General features: G+C 66.6%; 21 protein-coding genes. 14 read left to right on the top strand and 7 right to left on the bottom strand.

Annotated elements, in window-relative coordinates:
• Window positions 1-315: 315 nt before the first annotated feature.
• The 6 genes from GNT64_RS03040 (at window position 316) to GNT64_RS03015 (ending at window position 6,926) form a co-directional block, all read left to right on the top strand.
• Entirely contained in the window at window positions 316-3,564 is a 3,249-nt protein-coding gene (locus GNT64_RS03040; protein ID WP_156678171.1) for a hypothetical protein, read from the top strand.
• A 124-nt stretch (window positions 3,565-3,688) separates the two neighbouring features.
• A complete protein-coding gene (locus GNT64_RS03035; protein WP_156678170.1) occupies window positions 3,689-4,423 on the top strand; it encodes a hypothetical protein in 735 nt (244 codons plus the stop codon).
• Window positions 4,424-4,443: 20 nt separating this feature from the next.
• Entirely contained in the window at window positions 4,444-4,704 is a 261-nt protein-coding gene (locus GNT64_RS03030; RefSeq protein WP_156678169.1) for a hypothetical protein, read from the top strand.
• On the top strand, window positions 4,694-5,515 hold the full coding sequence (locus GNT64_RS03025) for a ribonuclease H-like domain-containing protein (RefSeq protein ID WP_156678168.1): 822 nt from the start codon (window positions 4,694-4,696) through the stop codon (window positions 5,513-5,515). Before GNT64_RS03030 ends, GNT64_RS03025 begins: the two co-directional genes overlap by 11 nt.
• Before the next feature lie 85 nt (window positions 5,516-5,600).
• Window positions 5,601-6,248: a hypothetical protein gene (locus GNT64_RS03020; RefSeq protein WP_156678167.1), complete on the top strand. Its 648-nt coding sequence runs from the start codon at window positions 5,601-5,603 to the stop codon at window positions 6,246-6,248.
• 54 nt (window positions 6,249-6,302) lie between these two features.
• Window positions 6,303-6,926: a MobA/MobL family protein gene (locus tag GNT64_RS03015; protein WP_156678166.1), complete on the top strand. Its 624-nt coding sequence runs from the start codon at window positions 6,303-6,305 to the stop codon at window positions 6,924-6,926.
• A 244-nt stretch (window positions 6,927-7,170) separates the two neighbouring features.
• On the opposite strand, the gene GNT64_RS03010 is transcribed toward GNT64_RS03015, so the two are convergent.
• The 4 genes from GNT64_RS03010 to GNT64_RS02995 form a co-directional block, all read right to left on the bottom strand.
• Entirely contained in the window at window positions 7,171-7,356 is a 186-nt protein-coding gene (locus GNT64_RS03010; protein ID WP_156678165.1) for a hypothetical protein, read from the bottom strand.
• Between the two features lie 90 nt (window positions 7,357-7,446).
• The gene (locus tag GNT64_RS03005) at window positions 7,447-9,159 is read right to left on the bottom strand and encodes an SLC13 family permease (protein WP_156678164.1); all 1,713 of its coding nucleotides are present in this window, start codon (window positions 9,157-9,159) and stop codon (window positions 7,447-7,449) included.
• On the bottom strand, window positions 9,156-10,418 hold the full coding sequence (locus GNT64_RS03000) for a cation:proton antiporter (RefSeq protein ID WP_156678163.1): 1,263 nt from the start codon (window positions 10,416-10,418) through the stop codon (window positions 9,156-9,158). The genes GNT64_RS03005 and GNT64_RS03000 overlap by 4 nt, the downstream gene beginning before the upstream one ends.
• A complete protein-coding gene (locus GNT64_RS02995) occupies window positions 10,415-11,956 on the bottom strand; it encodes a DUF389 domain-containing protein (protein ID WP_231639218.1) in 1,542 nt (513 codons plus the stop codon). Before GNT64_RS02995 ends, GNT64_RS03000 begins: the two co-directional genes overlap by 4 nt.
• Window positions 11,957-12,114: 158 nt before the next feature.
• On the opposite strand from GNT64_RS02995, the gene GNT64_RS02990 reads away from it, so the two are divergent.
• Genes GNT64_RS02990 through GNT64_RS02975 form a run of 4 tightly spaced genes read left to right on the top strand, consistent with a single transcriptional unit; the run spans window position 12,115 to window position 17,032 of the window.
• On the top strand, window positions 12,115-13,518 hold the full coding sequence (locus tag GNT64_RS02990) for a DUF2254 domain-containing protein (RefSeq protein ID WP_156678162.1): 1,404 nt from the start codon (window positions 12,115-12,117) through the stop codon (window positions 13,516-13,518).
• An 11-nt stretch (window positions 13,519-13,529) separates the two neighbouring features.
• Window positions 13,530-14,525 (top strand): mechanosensitive ion channel family protein, encoded by a 996-nt coding sequence (locus GNT64_RS02985; protein ID WP_197277261.1) that lies wholly within the window; start codon window positions 13,530-13,532, stop codon window positions 14,523-14,525.
• Window positions 14,522-15,733 (top strand): hypothetical protein, encoded by a 1,212-nt coding sequence (locus GNT64_RS02980; protein WP_156678160.1) that lies wholly within the window; start codon window positions 14,522-14,524, stop codon window positions 15,731-15,733. The genes GNT64_RS02985 and GNT64_RS02980 overlap by 4 nt, the downstream gene beginning before the upstream one ends.
• Window positions 15,734-15,745: 12 nt before the next feature.
• Window positions 15,746-17,032, top strand: a complete 1,287-nt coding sequence (locus tag GNT64_RS02975) for a mechanosensitive ion channel family protein (RefSeq protein ID WP_231639217.1) — start codon at window positions 15,746-15,748, stop codon at window positions 17,030-17,032.
• A gap of 16 nt (window positions 17,033-17,048) precedes the next feature.
• Here the strand turns inward: GNT64_RS02975 and GNT64_RS02970 are convergent, their stop codons facing one another.
• Window positions 17,049-17,753 carry a MauE/DoxX family redox-associated membrane protein gene (locus tag GNT64_RS02970; RefSeq protein WP_156681390.1) on the bottom strand — a complete coding sequence of 235 codons (705 nt, stop codon included), beginning with the start codon at window positions 17,751-17,753 and terminating at the stop codon, window positions 17,049-17,051.
• A 120-nt stretch (window positions 17,754-17,873) separates the two neighbouring features.
• Between GNT64_RS02970 and GNT64_RS02965 the strand changes: the two genes are divergently transcribed.
• The 4 genes from GNT64_RS02965 (at window position 17,874) to GNT64_RS02950 (ending at window position 22,650) form a co-directional block, all read left to right on the top strand.
• The gene (locus tag GNT64_RS02965) at window positions 17,874-18,290 is read left to right on the top strand and encodes a MerR family transcriptional regulator (protein ID WP_156678159.1); all 417 of its coding nucleotides are present in this window, start codon (window positions 17,874-17,876) and stop codon (window positions 18,288-18,290) included.
• Window positions 18,291-18,375: 85 nt separating this feature from the next.
• Window positions 18,376-19,638: a chloride channel protein gene (locus GNT64_RS02960; protein ID WP_197277374.1), complete on the top strand. Its 1,263-nt coding sequence runs from the start codon at window positions 18,376-18,378 to the stop codon at window positions 19,636-19,638.
• 62 nt (window positions 19,639-19,700) lie between these two features.
• Complete coding sequence (locus GNT64_RS02955; RefSeq protein WP_156678157.1) at window positions 19,701-22,079, top strand: membrane-bound PQQ-dependent dehydrogenase, glucose/quinate/shikimate family; 2,379 nt, start codon at window positions 19,701-19,703, stop codon at window positions 22,077-22,079.
• A gap of 13 nt (window positions 22,080-22,092) precedes the next feature.
• Complete coding sequence (locus tag GNT64_RS02950) at window positions 22,093-22,650, top strand: DUF305 domain-containing protein (RefSeq protein WP_156681389.1); 558 nt, start codon at window positions 22,093-22,095, stop codon at window positions 22,648-22,650.
• A 107-nt stretch (window positions 22,651-22,757) separates the two neighbouring features.
• Here GNT64_RS02950 and GNT64_RS02945 read toward each other — a convergent pair whose 3' ends face one another.
• Window positions 22,758-23,138, bottom strand: coding sequence for a response regulator (locus tag GNT64_RS02945; protein ID WP_156678156.1), 381 nt, complete (start codon window positions 23,136-23,138; stop codon window positions 22,758-22,760).
• Between the two features lie 2 nt (window positions 23,139-23,140).
• Window positions 23,141-24,910: an HWE histidine kinase domain-containing protein gene (locus GNT64_RS02940; RefSeq protein WP_156678155.1), complete on the bottom strand. Its 1,770-nt coding sequence runs from the start codon at window positions 24,908-24,910 to the stop codon at window positions 23,141-23,143.
• Window position 24,911: the final 1 nt, after the last annotated feature.

The following is a 24,911-nucleotide window of genomic DNA, read 5'->3' as shown; positions in this document are numbered from 1 at the left end:
TGCATAATAGATCGACCGTTCCGAGCGCGTAGCAAGACATGGCGGCACGTAGGCTTACATTGCCCGGAGCATATGCAAGCTATGCAAGCCGGTGACCTTACACGCTTCAAGGAAGATCGACTGAAGGGGTTACAAGGTCTGTGCAAAACGCTAACATCGGCATGTGGAACATTGCCGCCGTTAGCCTTTCGACCTATACTCATGTGCACGGTCGAGTTCGTCTGCTCGGTGGAGCAGTCGGGCGCCTGCCGCGGGCTTCTTTCGCGCGAGGGGCCCTGCCCCCGCATCTTAAATCGGATCGCTCGGACCCGCCGCATGGCCTCGCTCTCCAGCCTTCGTCGCCGCGCCTCGCGCCGCATGATCCCGGGCGACGTGCCCGAGGATCTTGCCGACCTGCTCGACGATCCGGTCCAGCTGCTCGGTGGCCGCGTACGCGAGTTGGTCGACGGGATCACGCGGCATGACCGCGGCAAGGCGGCTTTTGATCGCCGACCGCTGTTCGGAATACCGGGTTCTCCCGCGAGCGCGAGGCTGACGTCGGCCAAGGGCGAGCAGAGCTTCCATCTCACCAAGAATGCGGTCGCGACACGCAGCGCGGCGGCGTTCGACAGCTATGCCGCCCGGCACCATGATGAGGGCAGCGACCAAGGTGCCGAGGAGATCGCCCGCTCCGCTGCGGTCTTCGACAGCTATGCCGAAGGACATGGCAACCTTGGCGAGACGTCCACCACCTTCCTGACCACGCTCGATCCTGACGGCAAAGTTCGTACCGGGCAGTGGGACAGGATCGAGGCATTCGAGCACGCACAGCGGACGCAATCGACGGGCGGTCCGCCACGCCTCAACCTGCGCTACGAAGCTGACCCCGACTTCATGCTGGCGGTTGCGCAGCGAAACGAATGCCCGGCGTCGCTCCGGGACATCATCCTCGCTGAACGCGATCGAGTCGCACGCGGCATCGCACTTCCGCGTCGCAAGCAGGAGGTCGGTGTCGCGTGGATCGATGACGCGGCCCCTAAGACAATGGCCTGGATAGAAGAGCTCGACCGGGCGAGCGGTGCCACGAAGGCGCGTGCCGATCGATCGGCGGCATCGCCCCCGTTCAAGCTGTCGGCAGGCCGCGCCACCCGCACGGTGTTCGCCGGCGACGCCAGCTTTCACCGTCTGCTCGACGGCACTGCCAGGCAGGCCATTTTGCAGGGATTGAACGCCTTTATTCAGGCGCAGGGCCGATCCGAGCTGGCAGACGCCGAGCCTGGCTTCATCGCCGTCATGTTTGCCGAACATCGTGCGGACCGGCTCAACAATCCCGACAACGATCATTGCCACCTGCAGCATGCCGAGCGCTTGATCACCATCAATGCTGACGGTGACCTCAACTTTGCACCAACCAAGGTGGCCGCGTTCACGCGGCGCGACTGGCCCAAGCGCCTGCGCTGCGAGTTCGCGCGGCTCAGCAACATCGAACTCGAGCGGCTCGGCGCTGACATACGTCTCAACCCACACACGCACGAAGCGATGGGCATCGAAGGCCCGACGCACAGGCACCTGCGCGGTGCCGCAACAGTCCTTGAGCGCGCGGGCACGCCGACCGAGCACGGTATGTCAAACGACGCGATCGCCTGGCAGCGCGTGATGGCACAGGCCGACGCGGATCACGAGCATGCGGTGGCGCGGATCGACAACGAGCATCGCGCAGTGGCCGGAGCGATCGCGCAGGTGACCGATGCTGCGGCACGGAAGCGTCTGGCCGACGAGGAGGCGACGGCCCGCGAGGAAGCAATGCGTGCCGCCGCGCTCCGCCACGAAGCGGCGCACATTCGCATCCTCATCGACATGGCGCGCAGCCGCGCGGAGCGAACCGCGCGCTTCGCACCGGCTTACGCCGACAAGGCGCGTGGTGCTGACGCACGCGACACCTACGATGCTGCGGGATGGCGTCGCCTGGCCGACTACGCCAACACCGCGTTGGCTGACTTGGACCTGGAACTGCAGCCCGAGCGCGACGCGATTGTCGAGCGCGAGCGGGACGCCGCAGCGCTGGAGAGCACGGCCGCCGAACGAATCCGCGCTGTCACGGAGGCCTGGGCCGAACTGCCGCTGAGGGACTTGGCGACTGCGACGCGCCAACAGGCGGCGCTTAGTCCAAACGCCGCGGTGAAGATCATTGCGGAGCAGCCGCTGTTGCTGAGCGTCACCGATCACGGCCTCGTCGTGCGCGCTGAGGATGATCCGGCGGGGCTGGTCGCCAGCGTTGACCTCTCCGGTCCGCAGAGCCGCTTGCAAGGCGTGCACCGCACGCAGCAGCGCGAACTCGCCGCTGTCGCCGCCTACCTACGCAAGCATGGCGAAGCCGGGATCCACAAGGATGCTCTCGACGACACGACGCCATGGCTGCGCACATCAATCGACCGGTGGCGCGGCACGCCCGTCATCACGCGCATGCTTGCGGAACGAGGCAAGGAGAGGTTGCTCGCGAGCGCCCGAATCTCCCTGCCAGAGCCGACTGACGACGAGTCGCCACCGCAACTCGCTTTGCCGAGCGGTCCGTCTGTAACGCCTCGCACGCTTGCGGATGTGGGCGCCGCCGAGCTTGCAGCCAGCGGCATCAACACGTCGATCATTGCTCCGATCGACGCTGCGAAGCCGGGCATCAAGCCGGCATCGCGACCGCTGGCGCCACCTTGCAGCTCGCAGCCCGAGCGTGCCGACCCCAGCCCGTCTCCGCGGCCACCCGCGCCTGCACCTCGTCAGATCGCCCCCGGCTGGAGTGAACTCGAGCTTCGCCTTCGTGCCCGGGTCGATGCGGATGACGCGAGTGACCTGGCCCGCATCATCGCAGCACGTGCCGGATTGAACCTCAGCCACGCGCGTGATCCACAGACATCGCCGCAGCACCGCAGGGATGCTCACTTCGCGATGCTAGACGCCGAGCGCGTGCTGGACGGGCTCGGCCATCGGATTCCGCGGCTCACCCGCCATCAGGGGCTGGTCGGCAGCTTCGATGCGGACCTTCTGCATGTCACCGGAGACAATCATCTTGGCCTTGCCCATCCCAAGATCCAGCAGTCGCTCGAGGCGACGTGGCGGATCCAGCGTGAGCAGGAGGCTGGCGTGCGCGCTGCAATCTGGACGGGTCGGGCAAGATTGCAGTCGAAGATCGAGGAGGAGCGCTTTCTCGGTCACACCATAACGTCAGCGCGCGTGACCGGCATGGCCGATGTGCCGCCGCACATCCAGCGCAACGCCTTCGATCCGCATCTTTACTTCATTCTGCGCGAAGCAGAGCAGCGGATCGGCGAGGAGCCCGACGTGTTCCGCCACCCCGATGCGGTGGTGCGCGCCTGGCTGCGCGCGCAGGACGAGGCTGCATCCGCGCCGGTGCTGGCGCGCTTGCGCACAGCCGCCGCCAAGCGAACCGGTCTGACCGACGAGGCACTGCAAGCGCTTCTGCCGAAGCGCCTGCAACCGCCTGCCGCGCCTGTGCTGCTCCCGCCCGCTCCGGCCAGACGGCGTCGCGGGATGCCGCGCGGCATGCCGCCGCAGTCTCCGGGACGCGGCTGAGCGGCACGCTGCCGCGGCCAGAATGAGGCTCTTGCGGGCGAGCCCGGAGGCGAGGACCGGGACTGAGCGGAAAATAGCAGGATCGCTGCCGCGCCCTGTCCTCTGACATCCGAGGACATCAGCCATGATCGAGAAGCCCTTCTACCGGCTGCCGCACGCCGTCGTGCAGGCCGTCGGCATCATCACCGTGCCCGTGCAAGATCTGCCGCCCGCCATGGCGGCGCTCGCCGTTCGTCCGATCGCAGCCGCGGTGCTGCGCTTTGAGCAGGCACCAGACGGCAATTGCACCGTCAGCCTTCGCAAGGCAGGCGCGCTGTCTGCGCTGGAACACCCCCTTCCTAGCCTGCTCGATCCGCTGATCGACCCGCAGGCACTCGTCGTCATCACCGATGCCGATCTCGAGTTGTTAGGGATCGAGGCCGCCTCTCGGCGGACGTTCCGCGAGCTGAACCTCGCGGCCATGCTCGACGGCTACATCGACACGGTCGACCCGGCGCTGCTCGCCAGTGGCGCGTCGGGCGGGAGCGAGCGCCTGCTGTGCCGCAGGCTCGGCCTGCCGATGCTGCCCGATCCGTCCAAGCGCGAGAAGACCTGGCGTGCGGGCGGCATCGCGGCGATCGACCGCTACGCGCTCGGCGTAGCTACGACGCGGCTGATGCTGTGGGCTACGATCGCGGCGACACGTGCGGCCGAGCCGGGCCTCTTCTACGAGCCGATGCTGGCGCTGCGCCGCTGGCTGACCAGCGACGAGATCGCCGCCCCGCCGCTCGCGCTGTTCGCGCGCTCGCGGCCGATGCGCCGCGCGGTCGCCTGCGAGGCCGACTACCGCGCCGCGCTCGCGCTGCGGGGTTCGCGATGATCACCACAAGGAGCAACGACATGACCAGCCATGACCTGGCGCTTCGCCGCCGCGCTTCGGCCACCCCGCGGACGGACATCTCTGCCCCGGTCGAGGGAAAAGCCGATGCGCCGGGCGCCCGGCAGATCCTGATCGGTGGAGCGTCGAGTGTGATCGGAAGGGGTGAGAGGAAAATGGGGAGCCGCGCTGACACGCGCGGTTCGGCCAAGCCTCTTCCGGTCGGCGCGCACCAGCAGGCGCGCGTCGGACAACAGCAAGGAGGTGCGCAGCATGCGCCATGACCAGCCTCGTCGGCCCACCGACGATCACAACCCGAACTATGTCACCGTCACCGACATCGAGACGATCGTTGAGAACGAGCCGGCGGACGGCTCCTTTCCGCCCTGGCCGCGGCACATCCCCGTCGCCGCCTGCGTGCTGCGCGCCGCCTGCTGGCCGGGGCATGCCGCGTTCTCGCTCGATACGCTCACCTGCTCGGAGGGCGACGAGCCGGCGTTCTACACGAAGCTCGATAAGTTGCTGAATAGCGAGGCGACGCTCGTCACCTTCAACGGTCGTGCGTTCGATCTCAACGTCCTGCGGCTGTCGGCGATGAGCGCGCGGCAGTTCGCGCTGCCGGGCCTCGCCAGGCTGGCGCACAGCAATCGCTACGGCGACCGCCACGCGGATCTCTGCGATCTGTTCGGCGCCTATGGCGCAACGCGTGGGCACCCGCTCGCCGAGCTCTGCCACCGCCTTCAGATCCCGGTGAAGACCAGCGTCAGCGGCGGCGACGTCGGCGCGCTCTGGCGTGCCGGCGAGCACGCCTCAGTCGTCCGCTATGTCGAGGAGGATGTCGCCGCCACCTACCTGTTGTGGCTGCACTGGCTGGCGGCGCGCCACGCCGACCCGATGATGATCGCGGGGCCGCTGGCGGCGTTCGCCGCGTGGCTCGAAGATAACCCTGCGCTCGCGCACCTGCACGAGTTTGCCTGCGCACCGATCGCGCGCTGGGCCCGGCCGCTGGCGCTCGCCGGCACCGTCGCTCGCGCACGTGACGACGCCGCGCTGCGGCTGCGCCGCGAAGAGGATGAGCGCAGCTTCCTCGCCTGACATCTGACCGCCTGCACCACCAATCCGCGCGGACCCTGCCGATGCTGTCGGCGGCGTGCGCGCGCATGCCTGGAGATCACCCAAAATGACGACCGTTACACACCAGCCCCTGTCGGAGGCGACGCGCATTGTCGCGCTCACGACCGCGCAGGGTCATCTGCCCATGGCGAACGCATCCGCAGAGGAGACCGCCTTCCTTGCCGGCATCGGCATGCTCGTTGCCGAACTGGACGGCGACGACTGGACCTTCGGGCTCCACATCGCGCTGTCCAGCCTCGACCAGGACCGGAGCGTGCTGGTGCTTGAAGCGGCGCAGGTCATGAGGGCGCCGGGCCATGTCGTCGGCTGGCAGCTGGCACAGACCAGCATCCCTGCCCTGCTGACCACGGCCGGCGAGGTCGCGCCGCAGCTTGCGCACGCCATGCTGGATGATCTCGCCAAGCTGCTCGCCTGCGGCAGCACCGACCTCGCTGTCGATCACGGCGGCGCAGGTGCGCCGGAGTTCGGCGCCTACGCCGAAGCGCTCGGCCTGCCGGTTCGCAAGCTCGGTCGCGAGGCGCTGTTTGAGGCCTGGCAGACCGGAGAGATGGCGCCGGTCGGGACGATGATTGCATCCGAACTGCTCGCGATCATGCACTTGGCCCTGCTCGCCGCCGGTCCCGCCAAGGCCAGCGCCCGCCGCGATCTCGGCCGCTGGCTCGCATGGCAGCGGCGCCTCGGCACCGATCTTTGATCGGGGCCCTCAACTCACCTGACCGACACCGCCCACCTACGAAGGAGAATACCCATGGCCCACGTCCACACCGCACGCCCGTTCAACCTGCGCTACATCTGCCGTGACACCATCGGCGAAGGCGGCCAGGATTTCAGGGCCACGCACCGCACCGCCGAATGCAATTACCTCTACATCATGCGCCAGAACGGCCATGACGAGGTCGGGCCGACGCCCGACTTCGCTAGCCGCTCAGCCGACCTCGTCGACACCGGCCGGGTGGCGCCGCTTCGTGCGGCGAAGATGCCGATCACGGGCAGGTCGCTGTGGGTGCAGGCGGACGACCTCTCCCGCAGCCGGCGGCCCGAGCTCGCCACCGCGATGCACGCGGTCGCGTCGCTGCCGGTGGATCGCACGCCCGCCGATTGGCGGCAGATGGTGCTGGCGCTCTGCGAGGACCACATCCTGAGCCAAGGTATGATCGTCGATTTTGGCGTTCACGCACTCGCGGGTGACGGTGACGAGTGGCAGGTGCACCCCCATGCGCACCTGCTGATCACGGCGCGGGCTTGGGATGCGAGCCGGGGGCCTGGTCGGCGGCCGGCGGGGTGGTTCTGCCGGGAGACGCAGGTGCGAGAGCTTGCGGAAGCGTGGTATGCGATCAGCGGGCTGCTACCCACCACAGTCCAAGCGGCGTAGGTAACACTGGGTCACCGCGGCCGACGCCAGCTATACAAACGCAGGCGTTGGTTGCGGGGACAGGATTTGGCCGCTGTAGAACCCGATTTCGGCTCAATGCGTCAGGGCAGGTCCAACCACGTCAGTGGTCTTCAGATCGATAGCACAGATTATGTAAAATGATTGACGGCTTGCTGCGTTCGAATGGTGCCAAGGAGATTGCTGCGGGCGATCAGCAGTACGCTCCATCGCCCGCAGCGGCTGCTCACTTTTCCTTGTGACCAGTACCCGGCTCGGTCGTCTTCGGCGCCTTGCCATCCTCGACCCGACCTTCGTTGCGGAGGTCACGACCTTCCTGTGCCTTCTCCTTCGATGCCGGCGAGTCGCCGTGCTCGAAAGCCTCTTCCTTGACGAATCCAGCGGCTTCCTTGGCCTTGCCTTCGATGCTCATAGTGCAGCTCCTATGGTTCGCGTGGGCACCCTGAGGTGTCGAAGTGGAAGCGCATGACGCGCGAATTAGCTCCGACAGAAGGCGACCGGATCAGTAGGATGATGCCAGCACAATAGCCGCTGTCGCAATCACGAGAACAACCAAAAGGCTTCCGACCTTTGCATAGTCGGTGAAGCGGTAGCCGCCCGGCCCCATCACGAGCAGGTTATTCTGATGACCGATCGGCGTGAGGAAGTCCGCGGAGGTCCCGATCAGCACGGCGAGCAGCGCAGCATCGGCAGAAACGTCCAGCAGGCGGGCGGCGTCGATCGCGAGCGGCCCCATGATGATGGCGGTCGCGACGTTGTTCAGGAAGATCGACAGCAGCAGAGTGACCGAGCAGAGAGCGGCGAGCACTGCGATCAGCGGAAGCCCAGCGAGGACGCTGCCGAGCCACTGAGCGGCCAACTCGGCGGCGCCGCTCGCCTCGAAACTGCGCCCGACCGGGATCATCGCCGCGAGCAGCACGAGCACGCTCCAGTCGATCGAACGATAGACTTCGTCCGACGGGATCAGCCGGGTGGCCGCCAGGACGACCGCTGCGGCGAGGAACGCGATCGAAGGCGGCGCACCGAAGCCGACGATCGCGATCACGGAAAGCAGGAAGGTGGCGATGATCGGGATTGCCTTGCGCTGTGACAGCGGCACCAGATCCAGCCGATCGATCTCGAGCAGACGGGCACGTCCGACGAAGGCGGCGATGTCGGCGGGCTTACCCCGTACGAACAGCTGGTCGCCGGCCTCGATCCGGAGCGTAGCGAGCGGCACCTTGTGCCGGGCAGCGCGCGGCCCCACCGCGACTACAGCCAGACTCTCAAGGCTGCGGATCCGCACTGCTTCGTGGCTGAGACCGATCAGGAACGATCCGTGTGCCACCGCGACCCGCGCGGTTACCACCGAAGGATCACCCTCGCCGATGTCGGCGTGCAGGCCCGTCGCGTTCGCCACCGCCCACTGCTGCCGGCGCGACACGACCAGAAGCCGATCGCCCACACGAATGTCTCCCGGTTCCTCGACGCGCCCTCCGCCGCGATGAACGGCAAGCAGCCGCGCTGCCGCCGCTCGCAGGCCCAACAAGAGGACGGCTCGCGCGACGTCGGCCTGGACGGCGAGTTCGTAGACCCGCCATGGCGGCCGGGCCGTCCTCTCCCTGCTCTCCCGGACCGGTAGGAGGCGCCATCCGACCGTGGCCAGGTAGGCCAGCCCGACCAGCGCCACGGCTACCCCCACCGGCGTCATCTGGAAGAAGCCGAAGCCGCGGCCCAGTTCCTGCTCCCGCACCGACGAAAGGATCAGGTTGGCCGGCGTGCCGATCAGCGTCGTCATGCCGCCCAGGATGGTGGCAAAGGCCAGCGGCATGAGCGTCGCAGCGGGTGGCCGCTTGGCGGATCGGGCGATCTCCGCCGCGATCGGCATGGTGATAACTAGCGCCGCGATGTTGTTCATGAAGGCGGAGAGAACCATCCCGGCGGCCAGCAGCATCGCAAGGCGTAGGCTGAACGTCGCGTGTGCCGGGATCAGCACGCGGGCGATGCCGGACGCCACGCCGGACAGCTCGATGGCGCGGCCGACGACCAGGATGGCGGCCACGGCGACCACTGCGGGATCGGCGAAGCCGACCAACGCGTCGGCCGGCTTGGTCAGGCCGAGCAGGACGCAGGCGAGCAGGGCCAGAAGCGCGACAAGGTCGTGGCGAACCTTTTCGGAAACGAACAGCAGCAGCGCGCCCAGGAGGACGAGCGCGCTCAATACGGCCGGGCTCATGCCTTGGCCGAGCGCCAGCGGATGACCCGCTCGACCGTGCCGCCCTGGACTATGACTGAGAAGAGCACGACGATGTAGGTGGCGGCCAGCGCGAAGGAACGCGCTGGGCCTTCCGGCAGCCCGAGCGCCAGCGCCACCGAAATGCCGCCGCGCAGGCCGCCCCAGATCAGGGTGACGGGGGCTAGCCGACCGAGCGACAGGAACGGCCGGATGGCAACGAGCGGACCCACCACGGCGAGGGTGCGAGCCACCAGGACCAGCGGTATCGCCGCCAGCCCGAGCAGGATGAGCCTGCTGTCAGCCGGAATGGTGACGACCTCCAGCCCGATCAGGAGGAACAGCACGGCGTTCAGGATGTCGTCGATCAGCGCCCAGAATTTTAGAAGGTAGTCCCGCGTGGTGTCGCTCATCGCATGCGCCACGCCGTGGTTGCCAATAATGAGCCCGGCCACCGCCATCGCGACCGGACCGCTGACGTGCAGCGCGCTCGCCAACGCATAGCCGCCCATCACGACCGCCAGACTGATCATTACCTCGACATTGTATTCGTCGATCGATCGCATCGCCCGATAGGCCAGCCAGCCTGTGACGAGGCCGAGCAGGATGCCGCCGCCTGCCTCGATGGCGAACAGCTCCGCCGCATGGGTGACGGAGAGCGGCGTCCCGCTCAGCGCGGCGGCGAGGATGATGGCGAAGACGACGACGCCGACACCGTCGTTGAACAGGCTCTCGCCGGCGACCGTCGCCTGGAGCGTCGGAGGGACATCGGCTTCCTTCATAATGCCCATCACCGCGACCGGATCGGTCGGGCTGATGAGCGCGCCGAAAACGAGGGCCCAGGCCAGCGGTACCGAGAGACCCAGCAGTCCCCCTGCGAACCGAATGCCCAGCCCGATCAGTATGGTCGACAGGATCACGCCGACGGTGCTGAGGATCAGGATCGGCCAGCGTCCTCGCCGCATCTCGCTCCAGTCGACATGCAGCGCGCCTGCGAAGAGCAGGAAGGAGAGCATCCCGTCCATGAGCGTGGTGTGGAAGTCGATGCCGGCGATGAACCGGACGATATCGTGACTGACCGAGCTGGCCGGCATGACCCGGTCCAGCCCGACCACGATCAGCGAGGCGACCGCTCCCATGATCGTCAGCCCGATCGACTGCGGCAGCTTTAGGAAGCGATGGTTGAGGTAGCCGAGCGTCGCCGCAAGCACGATGAGGATCGCTGCGGCATCGAAGGGCGTGATGGCAAAACCGTGGTTCATGGCGCGCCAGTCCCCAGCGTGAAGCTCTGGCCGGCCGGCCTCGCAGGCATCGCCCTGATGCCGTTCTCACGAAGCACGGCTGCGATCGCAAGTCCGCGGCGTTGCGACAGATTGGGCCGCGGCGGCGGATCGCCGTCGGGCAGGCCGGGAACGAGCAGCGCGGGAATGTTCCAGCGACGCGCTTCCCAGCCGGAGAGCAGTACCGCGTCACGGGCAGCCTGATCGAGCTGGTCGACGTTGTCGGCGAAGCTGATGACGGGGAGAGCCTGTAGCGGCGGGACGATGACGACCTCCCATCCGGATGCGGCTGCGGCGGTGCGAGCCTCGAGAACGCGGTAGGTTTCCGGGGTTGCGCCGGCCAAAGGGATGGCCGTTGCCGTCGCGCGGCGGTGTTCGCGGTCGATCGTCACCGCGTCTGTCGACACGCCTGCAGCCAAGGCGACGAGCCGAGCTGTTGCTGTCGCTGCGGCATCCTCGGAGGCGGCCGTCTCGGAGGCCTGGCGTATTTCGGCGCGCTGCGCATCGAGGGCACCGGCCGAGGGGTCGAGCAGCACCTGATCGAGCTGAAGTCGAACTGGACGGCCCAGCCGCGCGGCCAGCTGCTTCTCCAGCAATCGGCTGTCCTTCGCGCCCGCTCTAGGAGCGATCACGACTGATCTCACGGCGACAGGCTCACGGTCGAAGTCGACGTCGAGCTGCGTCACGCGCGCATTCGTGCCGAAGCTGTCGCCCAGGAAGGAGCGCACTTGGGCGGCGGCCACTGTCTCGCGGGCGATGCGGCTAAGGGAGATCGCCAAAGGGACCGACATGCCGATGAAGACCAGCAGGAGGACTAAGGTTTGCGTCCAGGTTTGTCGGCCGGAGAGGTAATGACCGAAGCCATAGACCCGAGCCATGATTGTGGCCGAGAGGGCTATCGTCATGAAGTTGGTGACGAACAGCGCGAGCGAGCCGCCGAGCACGGGCATGTTCCAGGTCGCCAAGCCGTAGCCCACGACGGCCAAGGGCGGCATCAGCGCGGTGGCAATGGCGACGCCGACGATCGTCTCCCCCCGTCCCCGGATGATCGCGAATGTGCCGGCCAGCGCCGCGAAGAGCGCGACAAGCAGGTCGAAAAGGTTGGGGCGCGTCCGCGCCAGGATCTCAGCGGTGGGCGCCTTTAGCGGGGACAGCATCACGATCAGCGCGGTGAACGCTACTGCTGCAACCGCGCCGATCGCGAGCGCGGTCAGCGATCGACGCATCTCGGCAAAATCGAACAGCGCGAGGCTGAAGCCGAGCCCCAGGATCGGGCTCATCAAGGGCGAGATCAGCATCGCGCCAATCACTACGGCCGGCGACGAGAGGAGCAGGCCAAGAACGGCAATGCCCGCCGACATCATCGTCATGAACGCGTAGCGACCGGACCATCCGCTCTCCCCGACGATCCGCTCCATCACCCGCTCATGATCCACGGAGGAGACGAGCTGCTCGCGCCACCATCGATGGAGCGGCAGACGATCCCAACCCACGCGTCCGTTCTCTTCAGGCTCCGTCACGCGGGTTCGCCCCGCAAAATGGCTTTGGTCTGCATGACTTGGTAGTGCGACCGTGCGGCGATAAGCACAACCGAAAGCAACCTTGAGCCGTTCCGCGCGCTTCGCCGCTAAGGAAGAATGAGGGGGGACCGTACCATTACCATCGAGACAATTCGCTCATGAAGGCGCGGCTGCTACGGCTCGCGGATCAGCTTCGTGAGAGCTACTGGTTCATTCCCTCGCTCATGGCTTTCGCGGCAATCCTCCTCGCGGGAGGGATGATCGCCCTCGACAGCTATGAAGGATCGGGGTGGATGGACCGCTTTGCCTGGCTGTACGCCTCACGGCCGAACGGTGCACGGCAGGTGCTGTCCTCAATTGGTGGATCCATGATCACGGTGGCCGGCACCGTCTTCTCGGTGACGATCGCCGCCGTCGTTTACGCATCCGGCCAGTACGGCCCTCGCCTGCTCAGCAACTTCATGTCGGATCGCGGCAACCAGGTCACGCTCGGCACCTTCATTGCGACCTTCCTCTACTGCTTGGTCGTCCTTCGCACGATCCGCTCGCCGGAGGAGAGCGGCGGCGTCGGCTTTGTGCCGAACATGGCGCTGCTGGTCGCGGTATTGCTGGCGATCTGCTCGATCGCGGTGCTGATCTTCTTCATCCATCACGTGCCGAGTAAGCTGCACATCAACAGCGTCATCGAGGACGTGGGCGACAGGTTGCTACGGCATGTCGGCGAGCGCTTTCCCCGCTTCATCGGCTCCGGGCACAATGACGAAGCCGGAGAGCATGAGCTTCCCGCCGCTTTCCGTCGCAACGCCTCCGCAGGTGAAGCCAGCCGTCGTCGGCTGATCGAGGCGGACAACACCGGCTACATTCAGACGATCGACGATGACACGCTGATCGAGCAGGCGCGCAAGCACGACCTGATCCTCCGTCTGCAATATCAGCCCGGCGACTTCGCGCATGTCGGCCGTAGCCTCGTCGAGGCATTTCCTGCCGACCGGTGTGATGAGGATACGGCGCAAATGCTATGCGCCGCCTTCGGCATCGGCGCCAAGCGGACTGCGCTCCAAGACCTGCGTTTCCTGATCGACGAGTTGGTCGAGATCGCCGCCAGAGCGCTCTCTCCGGGGGTCAACGATCCGTTCACCGCAGTGACGTGCCTCGACTGGCTCGGTGCCGCGCTGTCCGACCTGGCGGGGCGCGAGATCCCCTCCCCTCTGCGGACTGACGAGGACGGTGCCCTGCGGGTCATTGCCCACCCAGAAACCTTCGGCAGCTTCCTCGATCGGTCGTTTGGGGCGCTCGCCCAATATTGCGCCTCGGACATGGTGGCGGCGCTCCGTTACGTTCGCGCACTGGGAGAAGTGGCGCTCAAGTGCGACGATCCGTCTAGGCTCCGTTCGATCAGCGGTTATGCCGACAAGCTCGAGGCGCTCGCAAAGGAAGCGCTGAACGGCTTTAACCTGGCGCGGGTCGCCGAGCGGGCGGCAGAGCTAAAGCGCGCGCTCGCAGAACCGGACTACAAGCGTCACCTCCGCGACAGCACCGCCTGGCTTGGCGGAACGGCATGATGGGTAATGAGATGAACGAAACCGCACCGCCCGCCGCCACCGGCGTCCACCCCAGCGAAATCTGGGCAACGGTGAACGGCATGGTCAACGATTTCCTCGCCATGCTGCCGCTGCTCGTGGCAGGTGTCGTGGTCTTCCTCATATTCTGGGCTCTCGCCTCCGGCGTCCGCCGCGGCGTGGAGAATGTCGCCAAGCGGCGGTCGGAGTTCCCCAGTGCAGCGACAGCGTTCGGCCGTCTGGCCTATATCGCGCTGATGCTGCTGGGGCTGCTGGTGGCCGTGACGGTTGCCTTCCCGTCGATGACGCCTGCCAAGCTCTTCTCGGTGCTGGGCATCGGTGGCGTCGCGATCGGTTTCGCCTTCAAGGACATTTTCCAGAACCTGCTCGCCGGCATCCTGCTGCTGATCCGACATCCCTTCCGTGCCGGCGACGAAATCACCTCCGGCAGCTTCACCGGCACCGTCGAATCCATCGAAACTCGTGCGACCTACATCCGCACCTATGACGGTCAGCGAATAATCGTGCCCAACAGCGTCATCTACACCGAGCCCGTCACCGTCATCACCGCCTACGATCTGCTCCGCAGTCAGTATGACATCGGCATCGGCTATGGCGACGACGTGACCAAGGCGAAAGCTATCGCGCTGGACGCGGTGCGCGGCATCGACGGCGTCCTCGCAGACCCCGCGCCCGACGTCCTGCTCTGGGATCTAGCCGGATCGTCCAAGAACTTGCGGGTACGCTGGTGGACCCGGCCCAAGCGGTCGGGCGTGGTGCAAGTGCGCGACCGCGTGCTCCAGGCCGTCGCGGAAGCACTTGCCGACGCCGGCATCGACCTGCCCTTCCCCACTCAACAAATCCTCATCCACGACCAGACCGAAGCGAGCGACGGCGATCGGACGCGTCAGCGGGAAGGCTGGCCCGCCGGCGACCATCCGCCCGCTCCGCGGCCGCTTAACCGAATTGAGCTGGTCGGGAACGGCAAGGACGAGGACAACAACGCATGATCACGGCAGTCGCCGTACTGCTGGGGATGGCTTGCGCGGCGTTCCTGACCTTTGGCCGGTTCGCCCGTACCACAGCATGGCGCGCAACGGTCACGCCGCTCGCTTCCATTATCGGCTCGGGCTTCCTGATCTGCGGCCCGCTGCTTGCCAAGGAATTCGGCTCGGCCGCAATCCTTGCGATGGCCGCGCTGCTGGGCATCGCCTACGCGGTCGGAGCGGTAATCCGCTTCAACATCGTCCATGTCGAAAACATCGCGCCGCAGCTGTCGCTGCACGACCCGATGGCGTGGGCGATGCGGGCGGCGCAGGTCATGCTGGCAGTCGCCTATGCCGTGTCGGTGGCCTACTATCTCAAGCTGCTCGCCGAATTCACGATGAAGCCGCTCGCCGTGCCCGACGAGTGGCACGGCCTGATCGCCAACATCCTCGTCACGGGGGTCATCCTGGGGTTGGCCGCCCTCACCTTCTCCGGCGACATTCGTAAGATCGAGCATGCGGCCCATGCCAGCGTCTCGGTCAAGCTCGGCATCATCGCCGGTCTTCTTGGCGGATTGGCCGTGTGGTGGGCGACCCGGAGCGGCGGGCCGCTTGTGCTGCCGCCTCCGCAAGTCTCGGTCTCGGGCATTCCGCTGCTGCTCGGGCTGCTCATCACCGTTCAGGGCTTCGAGACGTCGCGCTACATGGGCGACAGTTACGACCAGCAGACACGGGTGAGGACCATGCGTTACGCGCAGTGGCTGTCCTCGGCGATCTACCTTGCCTTCCTCGCCCTGCTGACGCCGTTTCTCATGGAGGCGCAACATGCCGAGGGCGTCGCCGGCATCCTCGACATCATGAATCTCGTCGCGCCGATCCTGGGCATCTTCGTCCTTGTCGGCGCGGTTTCCAGCCAGCTCAGCGCCGCGATCGCCGACTCGATCGGGTCCGGTGGCCTGATGGTCGAGGTGTCGCGCCGGAAGCTCGGCGTGCGCAATGCCTTCATCGCCGCCAGTGCCCTGTCGATCGCCGTCGTCTGGATGACGGACCCGTTCTCGGTGATCGCGCTCTCGTCGCGTGCCTTCGCGCTGTTCTACGCCATGCAGGCAGCTCTGGCGCTCTGGGTGTCGATACGGACGGGCGCGGGCGGCCCGGCGGCACGCGCGGGGTTCGTACTGGTCGGTGTCGTCTGCCTCGTGGCCGCGCTCGCCGGCGCTCCCGCCGAAGGCTGAGGAGAGCAGCGAATGGATTGGCGGACATGGTTGAGCGGGATCGGCCTCGAAGTGCCCGCCTCGCCGAACGTCGACGCGATCGTCATCGCCGTCGTTCTGGTGGCGGGCGCCTACTGGATTGGCTGGTTCGCCGCGGGGCGCATCGCACCGCGCATGACGGCCGCCGTCCACCGCTGGACAGGGCGGCTGGAGGGCATGACGACGAAGCTGGTCTGCGCCGTCTGCCGCTACGGGATCACCAGCCTGCTGCTGCTGATCGTCGGCAACTCGGCAGCACTGAGCCCGATCGGCTTGATGATCGTCGCTGTGGCGCTGGGCGTGTCGATCGCACTGCTCTCCTACCATATCGCCAAGGCGGCGGGCCTGGGCGGCGCCACGGCGACGGTGCTTGCCGCCATCGCGCTAATCGCCGCCACCGCCGGTACGCTGGGCGGCATGCGCCCGCTGATCGAGGGACTGGACGGCGTCGGCTTCACGGTGGGTAAGCGGCGCCTGTCGCTGCTGGGCGGGGTCAATGCGGTCGTAATCGTCGCGGTGCTGTTCGTTGTCGCACGGATCGTCAATCGAATCCTTGTCCACTCCATCGGCCGGCTCCATGCGCTGGACCTGTCGCAGCGCGTGCTCGTCCAGAAGCTCGCCGGCATCGTCGTCATCGTCGTTGCGGGGCTGATTGGCATCGATCTTCTGGGTATCGACCTGACGGCGCTGACCGTGTTCTCGGGCGCTGTCGGTCTTGCCGTCGGCTTCGGCCTGCAGAAGACCTTCGGCAATCTCATCGCCGGGCTGATCCTGCTGATGGATCGGTCGGTGAAGCCGGGCGATGTGATCGTGGTGGGAGACACGTTCGGCGCTGTCGGCAAGATCGGCGTCCGCGCCGTGTCGGTCGTCACCCGCGACGGCAAGGAGCACCTGATCCCCAACGAGCAGCTGATGACCGAGCCGGTGGAGAACTGGTCCTATTCGAGCCGCAACGTGCGTATCCACATCCCCGTGGGCGTCGGCTATGGCAGCGATCTCGCGGTCGCCCAGAAGCTGATGGTCGAGGCGGCGACCGCCGCGCAGCGCGTGCTGGCCGAGCCGAAACCATCGGTGTGGCTCAAGGATTTTGGCGCCAGCTCGGTCGATCACGACATCCTCGTGTGGATCGCCGATCCAGAACTCGGCGTCGGTAATGTGCGCTCGGACGTGCTCAACCGCGTCTGGGTGCTGTTCAAGGACAACGGCATCGAGATTCCGTTCCCGCAGCAGGACGTTCACATCCGCAGCATGCCGGAGGTCCGGTCGCCCGAGCGGACGTGACGCCCCGGCTTTCAGCTCACCGCACCAGCATCCAAACCGCCATGCCGACCATGAGCAGGTTTTCCGTCAGGGACACGAAGCCAAGCGGCACATTGCTCGATCCGCCAACGCAGGCACACTTCAGCTCGCGCCGATCAATGTAGACGGCCTTGACCACCGACGCCGCTCCGATCCCGCCGATGACGAGCGCCACCGGCACCGAAAGCCAGCGCAACACGCCCGCCGTCATCAGCACGCCGGCCAGCGCCTCGCCGATAGGGTAGAGATAGGCGTAGGGCACCCAGCGCCGCGCCAGCAGATCGTAGTTCAGGAACATGGTCGAGAAGCGCTCTACGTCCTGGAGCTTCAAAATCGCCAGCACGCACATGGACAGGCTGATGAACCACATGGCCGCCCGTTCGGTCAGCGGCGTGCCGAACGCGGCGGTGCTCGCGGCGAGCGCCATCAGCGCCGTCATTGCGAACAGCGCGATGATCGGTCGGTAGCTCGTCTCGTCCTTGCCCGGAACATGGCCGCCGAAGAACCGGGTCAGGTCGTCATTGCCGCCGATGCGCTTGCCTTCAATGAATGTCTGCGGTGTCGTTGCGACTCCGTGCTGCTTCTTGAATGCCTCGGTTTCCTGCTTGGTGCGGAGCCAATGGTCCTCCACCTGGAACCCATGCCGCTCCAGCTGCCACTTCGACTTCAGCCCGTTAGGGCAGATATGCTCGGGCATGACCATTCGATAGAGGGCGGCCTTCTTGGGTAATCGGGCGCTCACGTCATTCTCCTGCTACCGAAGCCGGTTGGACCAGCTCCCCACCGACCCTATGTGGGACCGTACCATGGTACAGAGACAAGCATGGCCAGCCTGACGATTTCCGCGCTGGCGCGTGCCGGCGGGGTCGGCGTGGAGACGGTCCGCTATTATCAGCGCCGAGGGCTGCTCGATCAGCCCGAGCGGCCGTTCGGGCCGGGTAGCGGCGGCGGGGTGCGGCGCTACGGCGAGGCAGAGACTCAGCGCCTGAAGTTCATTCGCGCGGCTCAAAGGGCGGGCTTCTCGCTTGAAGAGATCCGCGAGCTCGTCGCGCTGGACCGCGACACCGATCGCGTACGGATCAGGACACTTGCACGCCAGCGCCTAGGAGCGCTGGACCGCCGGATTGATGAACTCCAGGCGGCCCGCGCCTGGCTCGGCGAATTGGAGGGGCAGTGCGCCAGCGGAGAGGAAGGTCCCTGCCCGATCATCGAAGCCTTTGTCGGCCCTGCCGTTGACTGACGATCCTGATCCTTCGCGCCGGTCGCCACGCGAGCACATCCGCCGCGGTAAGGTGCTGATCCGTCGACACGGTCCAACCGCACCGATGTGGCGACGGCGGGCGGCGATCTTCGGCGGCGCAATCGTGGTCGGTCTGGCGGCCATCCTGTTCGCCCGACTCGCCGACGCCGCAAGCGATCTCTTCAACGACGTGGCGAGCAAGGCGGGCGGGCTGCCGCTGCTGCTGACCCCGGCAGGCTTCGCCACCATCGCGTGGCTCACCCAGCGACTGGCGCCAGCGGCAGGCGGGTCGGGAATTCCGCAGATCATCGCCGCCAAGGCCGATCCCGAGCGCGCCACAGACCAGCTCGCCTCGGCCCGCACCGCTATCACCAAGGTCGTCCTTACCGTCGCCGCGCTCGCCTGCGGCGCCTCCGTCGGGCGTGAGGGGCCGACGGTGCAGGTCGGCGCGACGGTGATGGCCTATGCGCATCGGCTGCTCCGGGTGCCGGTCCGCGCCTCCGTGCTGGTTGCCGGGGCTGCGGCCGGCGTGGCGGCGGCGTTTAACACGCCGCTGGCGGGCGTCGCCTTCGCGATCGAGGAACTCGCGGCCGCCTATGAGCAACGAATGACCCTGCTGGTGATGACCGCGGTGCTGATTGCGGGCATGGTCAGCCTCGGCCTTGCCGGGGATTACATCTACTTCGGGCTGGTCGGTCAGACCCTGTCGTTGCGTGCGACACTGGTCATTGCGCCGGTCGCCGGGGTAGCCGGTGGCGTCAGCGGAGCCCTGTTCTCGCGTGCGATGCTGTGGCTCTCGCGGAGCGGCGCGAGACGGCTGTCGCGCGGGCGTCCGATCGCCTTCGCGGCCGTTTGCGGCCTTCTGGTCGCGGCAATTGGCACCGCCACGGGCCTGACATGGGGCACCGGCTACGGCGCCGCACGCAGTGCATTGGCGGGGGCCGATGCGCCGCTCTGGTTCGGCCCCGCCAAGTTCTTGGCGACGCTCGCCACCGCCGCGGCCGGTCTGCCGGGCGGCATATTCGCCCCCACCTTGGCCACCGGCGCCGGGCTGGGCAATGTCATTCACGTCCTGTTCCCCGCCGAACCGACAGGCGCGGTGGTACTGCTCGGCATGGTCGCCTATTTCGCGGGTGTGGTCCGTGCACCGCTGACGTCGGTCATTATCATCGCCGAGACGACCGGAAGCCGCGGCCTGATGATGCCGCTGCTGGCCGCGGCGCTGATCGCAGAGTTCGCCGCCTCCCTGATCTCGCGCGAGAGGCTCTATCACGGTCTGGCGCAGCGATACGGTACGGCCGCTCAGACGGAATGGAACGCCAAGTTCCCGGGTGATCGGGAGCATTAACCTGCTGCATTCGTTGAGCAGCAACAGTTTGACACAGACGGCTGAAGAGCAAGGGGACGGTCATGGCCGAGATTGCGCGGAAGGCATTTGCTTGGCTGCTGGCCATCCTTGGCGGCTACTTCCTTATTGCCGGTGGCGTGCTCGTGGGACTGGGTGGCTCCGTCTACTATCTGCTCGCGGGCGTCGCGATGATCGCGTCAGGGGCGTTGTTCGGTAGAGGCAGCCCGAACGGGCGTCGCCTCTACACCGCGCTGTGGCTCGCCACGATGTTGTGGGCCGGCTGGGAAGTTGGACTTGACCTGCTGCAACTTGTGCCGAGGATCGTCGCCCCAACAGTGCTTCTGGTGCTGATCTGGCTTCCAAAGCTCTGGAGGGACTGGAAGGCGCGGCCCTCAACGGGTCGGCATGCAAGTATCGCCGCGACATTCGGCGTGGTCGGTGCCGCGACGCTCGGCATCGCGCTCCTTCAGGGCGCGTCGGTCCGGGCACAGCCTGGCGATGGGCCACAACCCGTGCCGCAGGTGAGGTCGGCAGCCGACTGGCGCGACTATGGTGGCACCCTCTCCGGCCAGCGCTATTCCGGCGTCGCGCAGATCACGCCCCAGAACGTCGATCGCCTCGAACTCGCCTGGACGCAGCGCACCGGCGACCTGCCAGACCGCGCCGAGACCGTGGAGCACACGCGGGAGTATCACTCCGAAGCGACCCCGATCCACGTCGGCGATATGCTCTACACCTGCACACCGCACTCGTTTGTGCAGGCGATCGACGCGACGACCGGCAAGACCAGATGGTCTTGGAACGAGAAGGCCGATCGCACCGGCAACTCCTATCTGGTCTGTCGAGGTGTAAGCTATTTCGAGGCGCCGGCCGGAACCCCCTGCCCCCGCCGCATCTTCGCGCCGACGTTCAATGCCAGGCTGATGGCGCTCGACGCAGACACCGGCCGGCCCTGTACGGGCTTCGGAGAAGGCGGTCGCGGCTATATCGACCTGCGCGCTAACATGGGCGTCTCCGGGCCGGCCAACCAGATCAGCACCTCGCCGCCGGTGGTGGCGAACGGCAGGTTGATCATCGGCGAACGCATCGTCGACAACGTCAATCGCAACATCCCCTCGGGCGTGGTCCGCGCCTACGATCCTATCTCCGGTCGCCCCGTGTGGGCGTGGGACGTCGGCCGATCGTCCGATGCGATCGCGCCTCTGCCGCCCGGACAGGTCTACACGCGCGGGACGCCGAACGTCTGGGGCGCGATGACCGCCGATCCGGCAAACGGCCTCGTCTATCTCGGCACCGGCAATGCCTCGCCGGACTATTGGATCGGCTGGCGTCGTCCCTTTGACGACCGCTTTGGCAGCGCCATCGTTGCGTTGGAGATTGCCACCGGCAAGCTGCGGTGGGTACGCCAACTCGTCCATCGCGACATGTGGGACATGGACCTGCCGGTTGGCCCGTCGCTGTTCGACTATCGTCTGCCCGACGGGCGCACCGTCCCCGCACTGCTTCAGACGACAAAGATGGGCCAGGTCTATTTCCTGAACCGGCTGACGGGCGCGCCGATCACACCCATCGTCGAGCGGCCCGCCCCGCAGCAGGGCGCTACCCCCGAAGTTCGGGTGTCGCCCACTCAGCCCTGGTCGGTCGGCTTCCCATCCTTTACGCCGCCCGCGCCGTCCGAAACGGCGACCTGGGGCGCGACCCCGATCGACCAGCTGATGTGCCGCATCGAGATTCAGCGAACGCAGGGAGCCGGCATCTACCAGCCCGTCGGATTGAAGCCGATCATCGGCCATCCCGCCTTCGACGGCGTGACCGACTGGGGCGGCGGGGCGGTCGATCCCGTCACCCAGACCTTCGTGGTCAACACAATGGAGATGCCGTTCAAGATCTGGCTCATGCGGCGCGATGATCCGCGCGTGCCAGCGCTGATGAAGAAGAAGGAAGGCGGTGAGAACGCGCGAACCGCCATGCTCCAGACCCAGTACAACACGCCCTACGTCGCGGTGGTAAAGGCGTGGATCGGTATCTTCGGGGCGCCGTGCAGCGCGCCGCCCTGGGGGCATCTGACGGCCGTCGACCTCAAGACGCGGCAGGTGAAATGGCGCGAAGTGTTCGGCACGGCGCGCGACACGGGCCTGTTCGGCACACATCTGGGCGTCCCGATCAAGACCGGCGTGCCAAACCTCGGCGGTGCGATCATCACTGCCGGCGGGGTCGCCTTCATCGGCGCGACCACCGATCAGTATCTGGGCGCCTACGATCTCGCGACCGGCAAGGTGTTGTGGAAGGCGCGGCTACCCGCCGGGGCACAGGCGACGCCCATGACCTACATGGGCCGTGACGGCCGGCAGTATGTCGTCATCACTGCCGGCGGCCACGGTGCGCTCGGCACGCGCTACGGCGATTATACGATGGCGTTCGCGCTGCCGCGGCAATCGTGAGGGAGTCGACTCCATGAGCTACCGACGGTTCGCCGCGATGATTGCGACGTCCACGATCTTGATGTTCGGCCTGATGTACCTGAACACCTATGCGATCAGCCACGTCGAGTTCAGCCAGACGCGCATGTGGATGGCGCTCGTCATGGGCGCGCTCATGGCGGTAATTATGATCGGCTTCATGTGGGGGATGTACCCGGACCGACGTGCCAACGTCGGCATCGTCGCAGGCGCAGCCGTCGTCTTTGCCGGGGCGTTGTGGCTGGTGCGCTCGCAGGAGACGGTCGACGACGTCGCCTGGATGAAGGCGATGATCCCGCATCATTCCATCGCCATCATGACCAGCGAGCGTGCACACATTCGCGACCCGCGCGTGCGGCTGATCGCCGACCGGATCATCGATGCGCAGATCCGCGAGATCGCCGAGATGAAGCGCGAGATCGCCCGGCTGGAGGCACGGCCTGTGCCAGACGGCAGCGTCGAACTACCATCCTATCGCGATGGCGGCGTCGCGCCACCCTCCGGCGAGACGGACGCCGATGCCGGCGTGAATACGCTGGCTCCGATCCGCTGACGGGCTGGCCGGATCGTCAGGGCCAAGGGGGTGACGAGGAGGTTTGCCATAGCCGGCCCGGCGATGGCGGCGAACAGCGCCCTCGCCGGGCTACGGGTTCGTGCTGCTCATGACCGCTGCACAGCCTCCAACTCCCGCAATAGCCGGAAATTATCGAGCGGTTTGGGGAGGAAGGTCGTGTGCGCCGGCAACTCGCTGTCCGGAATGCGGAGGTTGCCCGACACGACGAACAGGACGGTCGGCGGAAACCGCTCGCGGACATAGTGGGCGAGCTTCACGCCATCCATCGAACCGGGCATCTGCACGTCCGTCAGGACGGCGCGGACCTCTTTATGATGATCGAGGATGCGGATTGCGTCGTCGGCGTTCTCAGCCTCGAACACCTGCCATCCGGCGGCTTCGAAGAAGTCGACCAGATCGAAGCGGATCAGAGCTTCGTCCTCCACGATGAGGATCGTCTTGGTGCCGATCGGCGTACTCTGGCCCACGCTTACTTCCCGGTCACGATCGCGGCGTCTCCAAGCCGCGCATCCAGTTGAAAAACCAACCCTTCTGGCCGGTAGTCGGTTGCAGCCTGTCCTCGAAAATACGACCGAAGCGACCGCTCGATGAGGGTAGAGCCAAAGCCTTTCCGTTCCGGTGCCGCTACTTCGGGTCCTCCTCGCTCCTCCCAGCGCAGCGCGAGCCTGGCGTCCTCCCCGTCACCTTCCAAGGTCCATTTCAGGGCGACCGTCCCGGCTTCGTTGGACAGTGCGCCGTACTTGCTCGCGTTCGTTGCCAGCTCGTGGAGTGCGAGCGCGAAGGCCACCGTAACTTCCGGTTTCAGCGTCACCGCCGGCCCGTCGATCACGATGCGTCTGCCGATAAGGCCGTGGGGGGCGAGCGCGCGTTCGGTCAGCTCGCGCAGGTCGGCCGAGCGCCAGGATTTGCCCGTCAGCACGTCCGTTGCAGCGCCTAGCGCCGCGAGCCGAGCGGACAGGTCTTGGCTGGCGCTCTCGGTGTCCGGCGCGTTGCGCAGCGTCTGCTGGGCGACGGACTGGATCACGGCCAGCACGTTCTTGAGGCGGTGCGCCAGCTCACCGTTCATCAGGTGCAGATCGTTCTCAGCCCGCTTCCGCTCACGGAAATCGCGCGTCACCGTGCCATAGCCCACTAGAGCGCCGCCCGCGTCCGTGATGGGGAACACCGAGTAGAGCGTTGGGATCGGCTCGCCCGTACGAAAATCGCGGAAGTCGATTTCGCCCGTCCATTGTCCGTCTCGCACGACCGCCGGTAGCACCTCGCCTGCGACTTTCGCGGCTTCCTCCGGCGCGAAGAAGTCGGCGATGGATAGCGAGCCGGCATCCGCATCCAAGCCTACCATCCGGCGTCCGGCACCGTTGAGGTAGAAGACGCTACCGTCAGTTCGCGCCATTGCCACGAAGTCGGTGCTGTTCTCCGCCAAGCGCACGAAGCGGTCGCGCTCCTCCTCGCTGGCGCGAAGGTCGCTGATATCGCGCGAGACGGAGAGGATGCGTTGGGGCCGACCATCGGCGCCCATGATTGGGCTGACCGCGACGTGCCACCATTTGTCGGTGCCGCCCATGGTGGCGGCTTGGCCGATGAAGCTCCGGCTCTGTCCCGCCTTGGCGGCAGCGATGGCCGCCCGCGCTTGGGCATTGCCCTCGTTCTGCCAAAAGTCGGGCCAGGGGCAACCGGCGATAGTGTTGAAGTCGCTGACCTCCATCACCTTCTGCCCGCCATCCGACATGAAGGTCAGGCGCGCGTCGAGATCGAGTATCTTGATGCAGTCGGTGGAGCTGGACAGCACCCCCGAGAGGAAGGACTCGCGTTCGGCGAGCTGAGCCAGCGCCTCGTCCTTCTCGCCGGTAAGCTGGCGCGCACGCGCGAAGGCGGCACGCAATTCGGCCGAGAAGACGGCGATGCCGGTGGTCACCAGCACAAACAGGATGCTGCCGACCCACTGCGCGTTCGTCAGCCACAGGGTCTCACGGACACTCCCAATCGACAGGCCGGCAACGATCGCGGCCAGCACGCCCGCATAGGTCCCCGGACCGCGCCCCAGGACCAAGCCGATCGCCAGCACCACCGGGATGAACAGCAGCCAGGGTACGATCGAGGTGATGACGAGGGCGCGGAACAGCCCGATGGCGATGGTCAGGACGGTCGCGGCAGCGTAGCGTTGCGGAGCGGAAATCGGGTGCCGGAACGACCACGAGAGGAGGCGATCGACGAAGGGTAGGGTCTTGGTGTTCTGCATG

Source organism: Sphingomonas profundi, from assembly GCF_009739515.1.
Lineage (GTDB): Bacteria > Pseudomonadota > Alphaproteobacteria > Sphingomonadales > Sphingomonadaceae > Alterirhizorhabdus > Alterirhizorhabdus profundi.
Note: the sequence above shows the minus strand (reverse complement) of the source record. Positions and strands in the feature narration are given on the sequence as shown.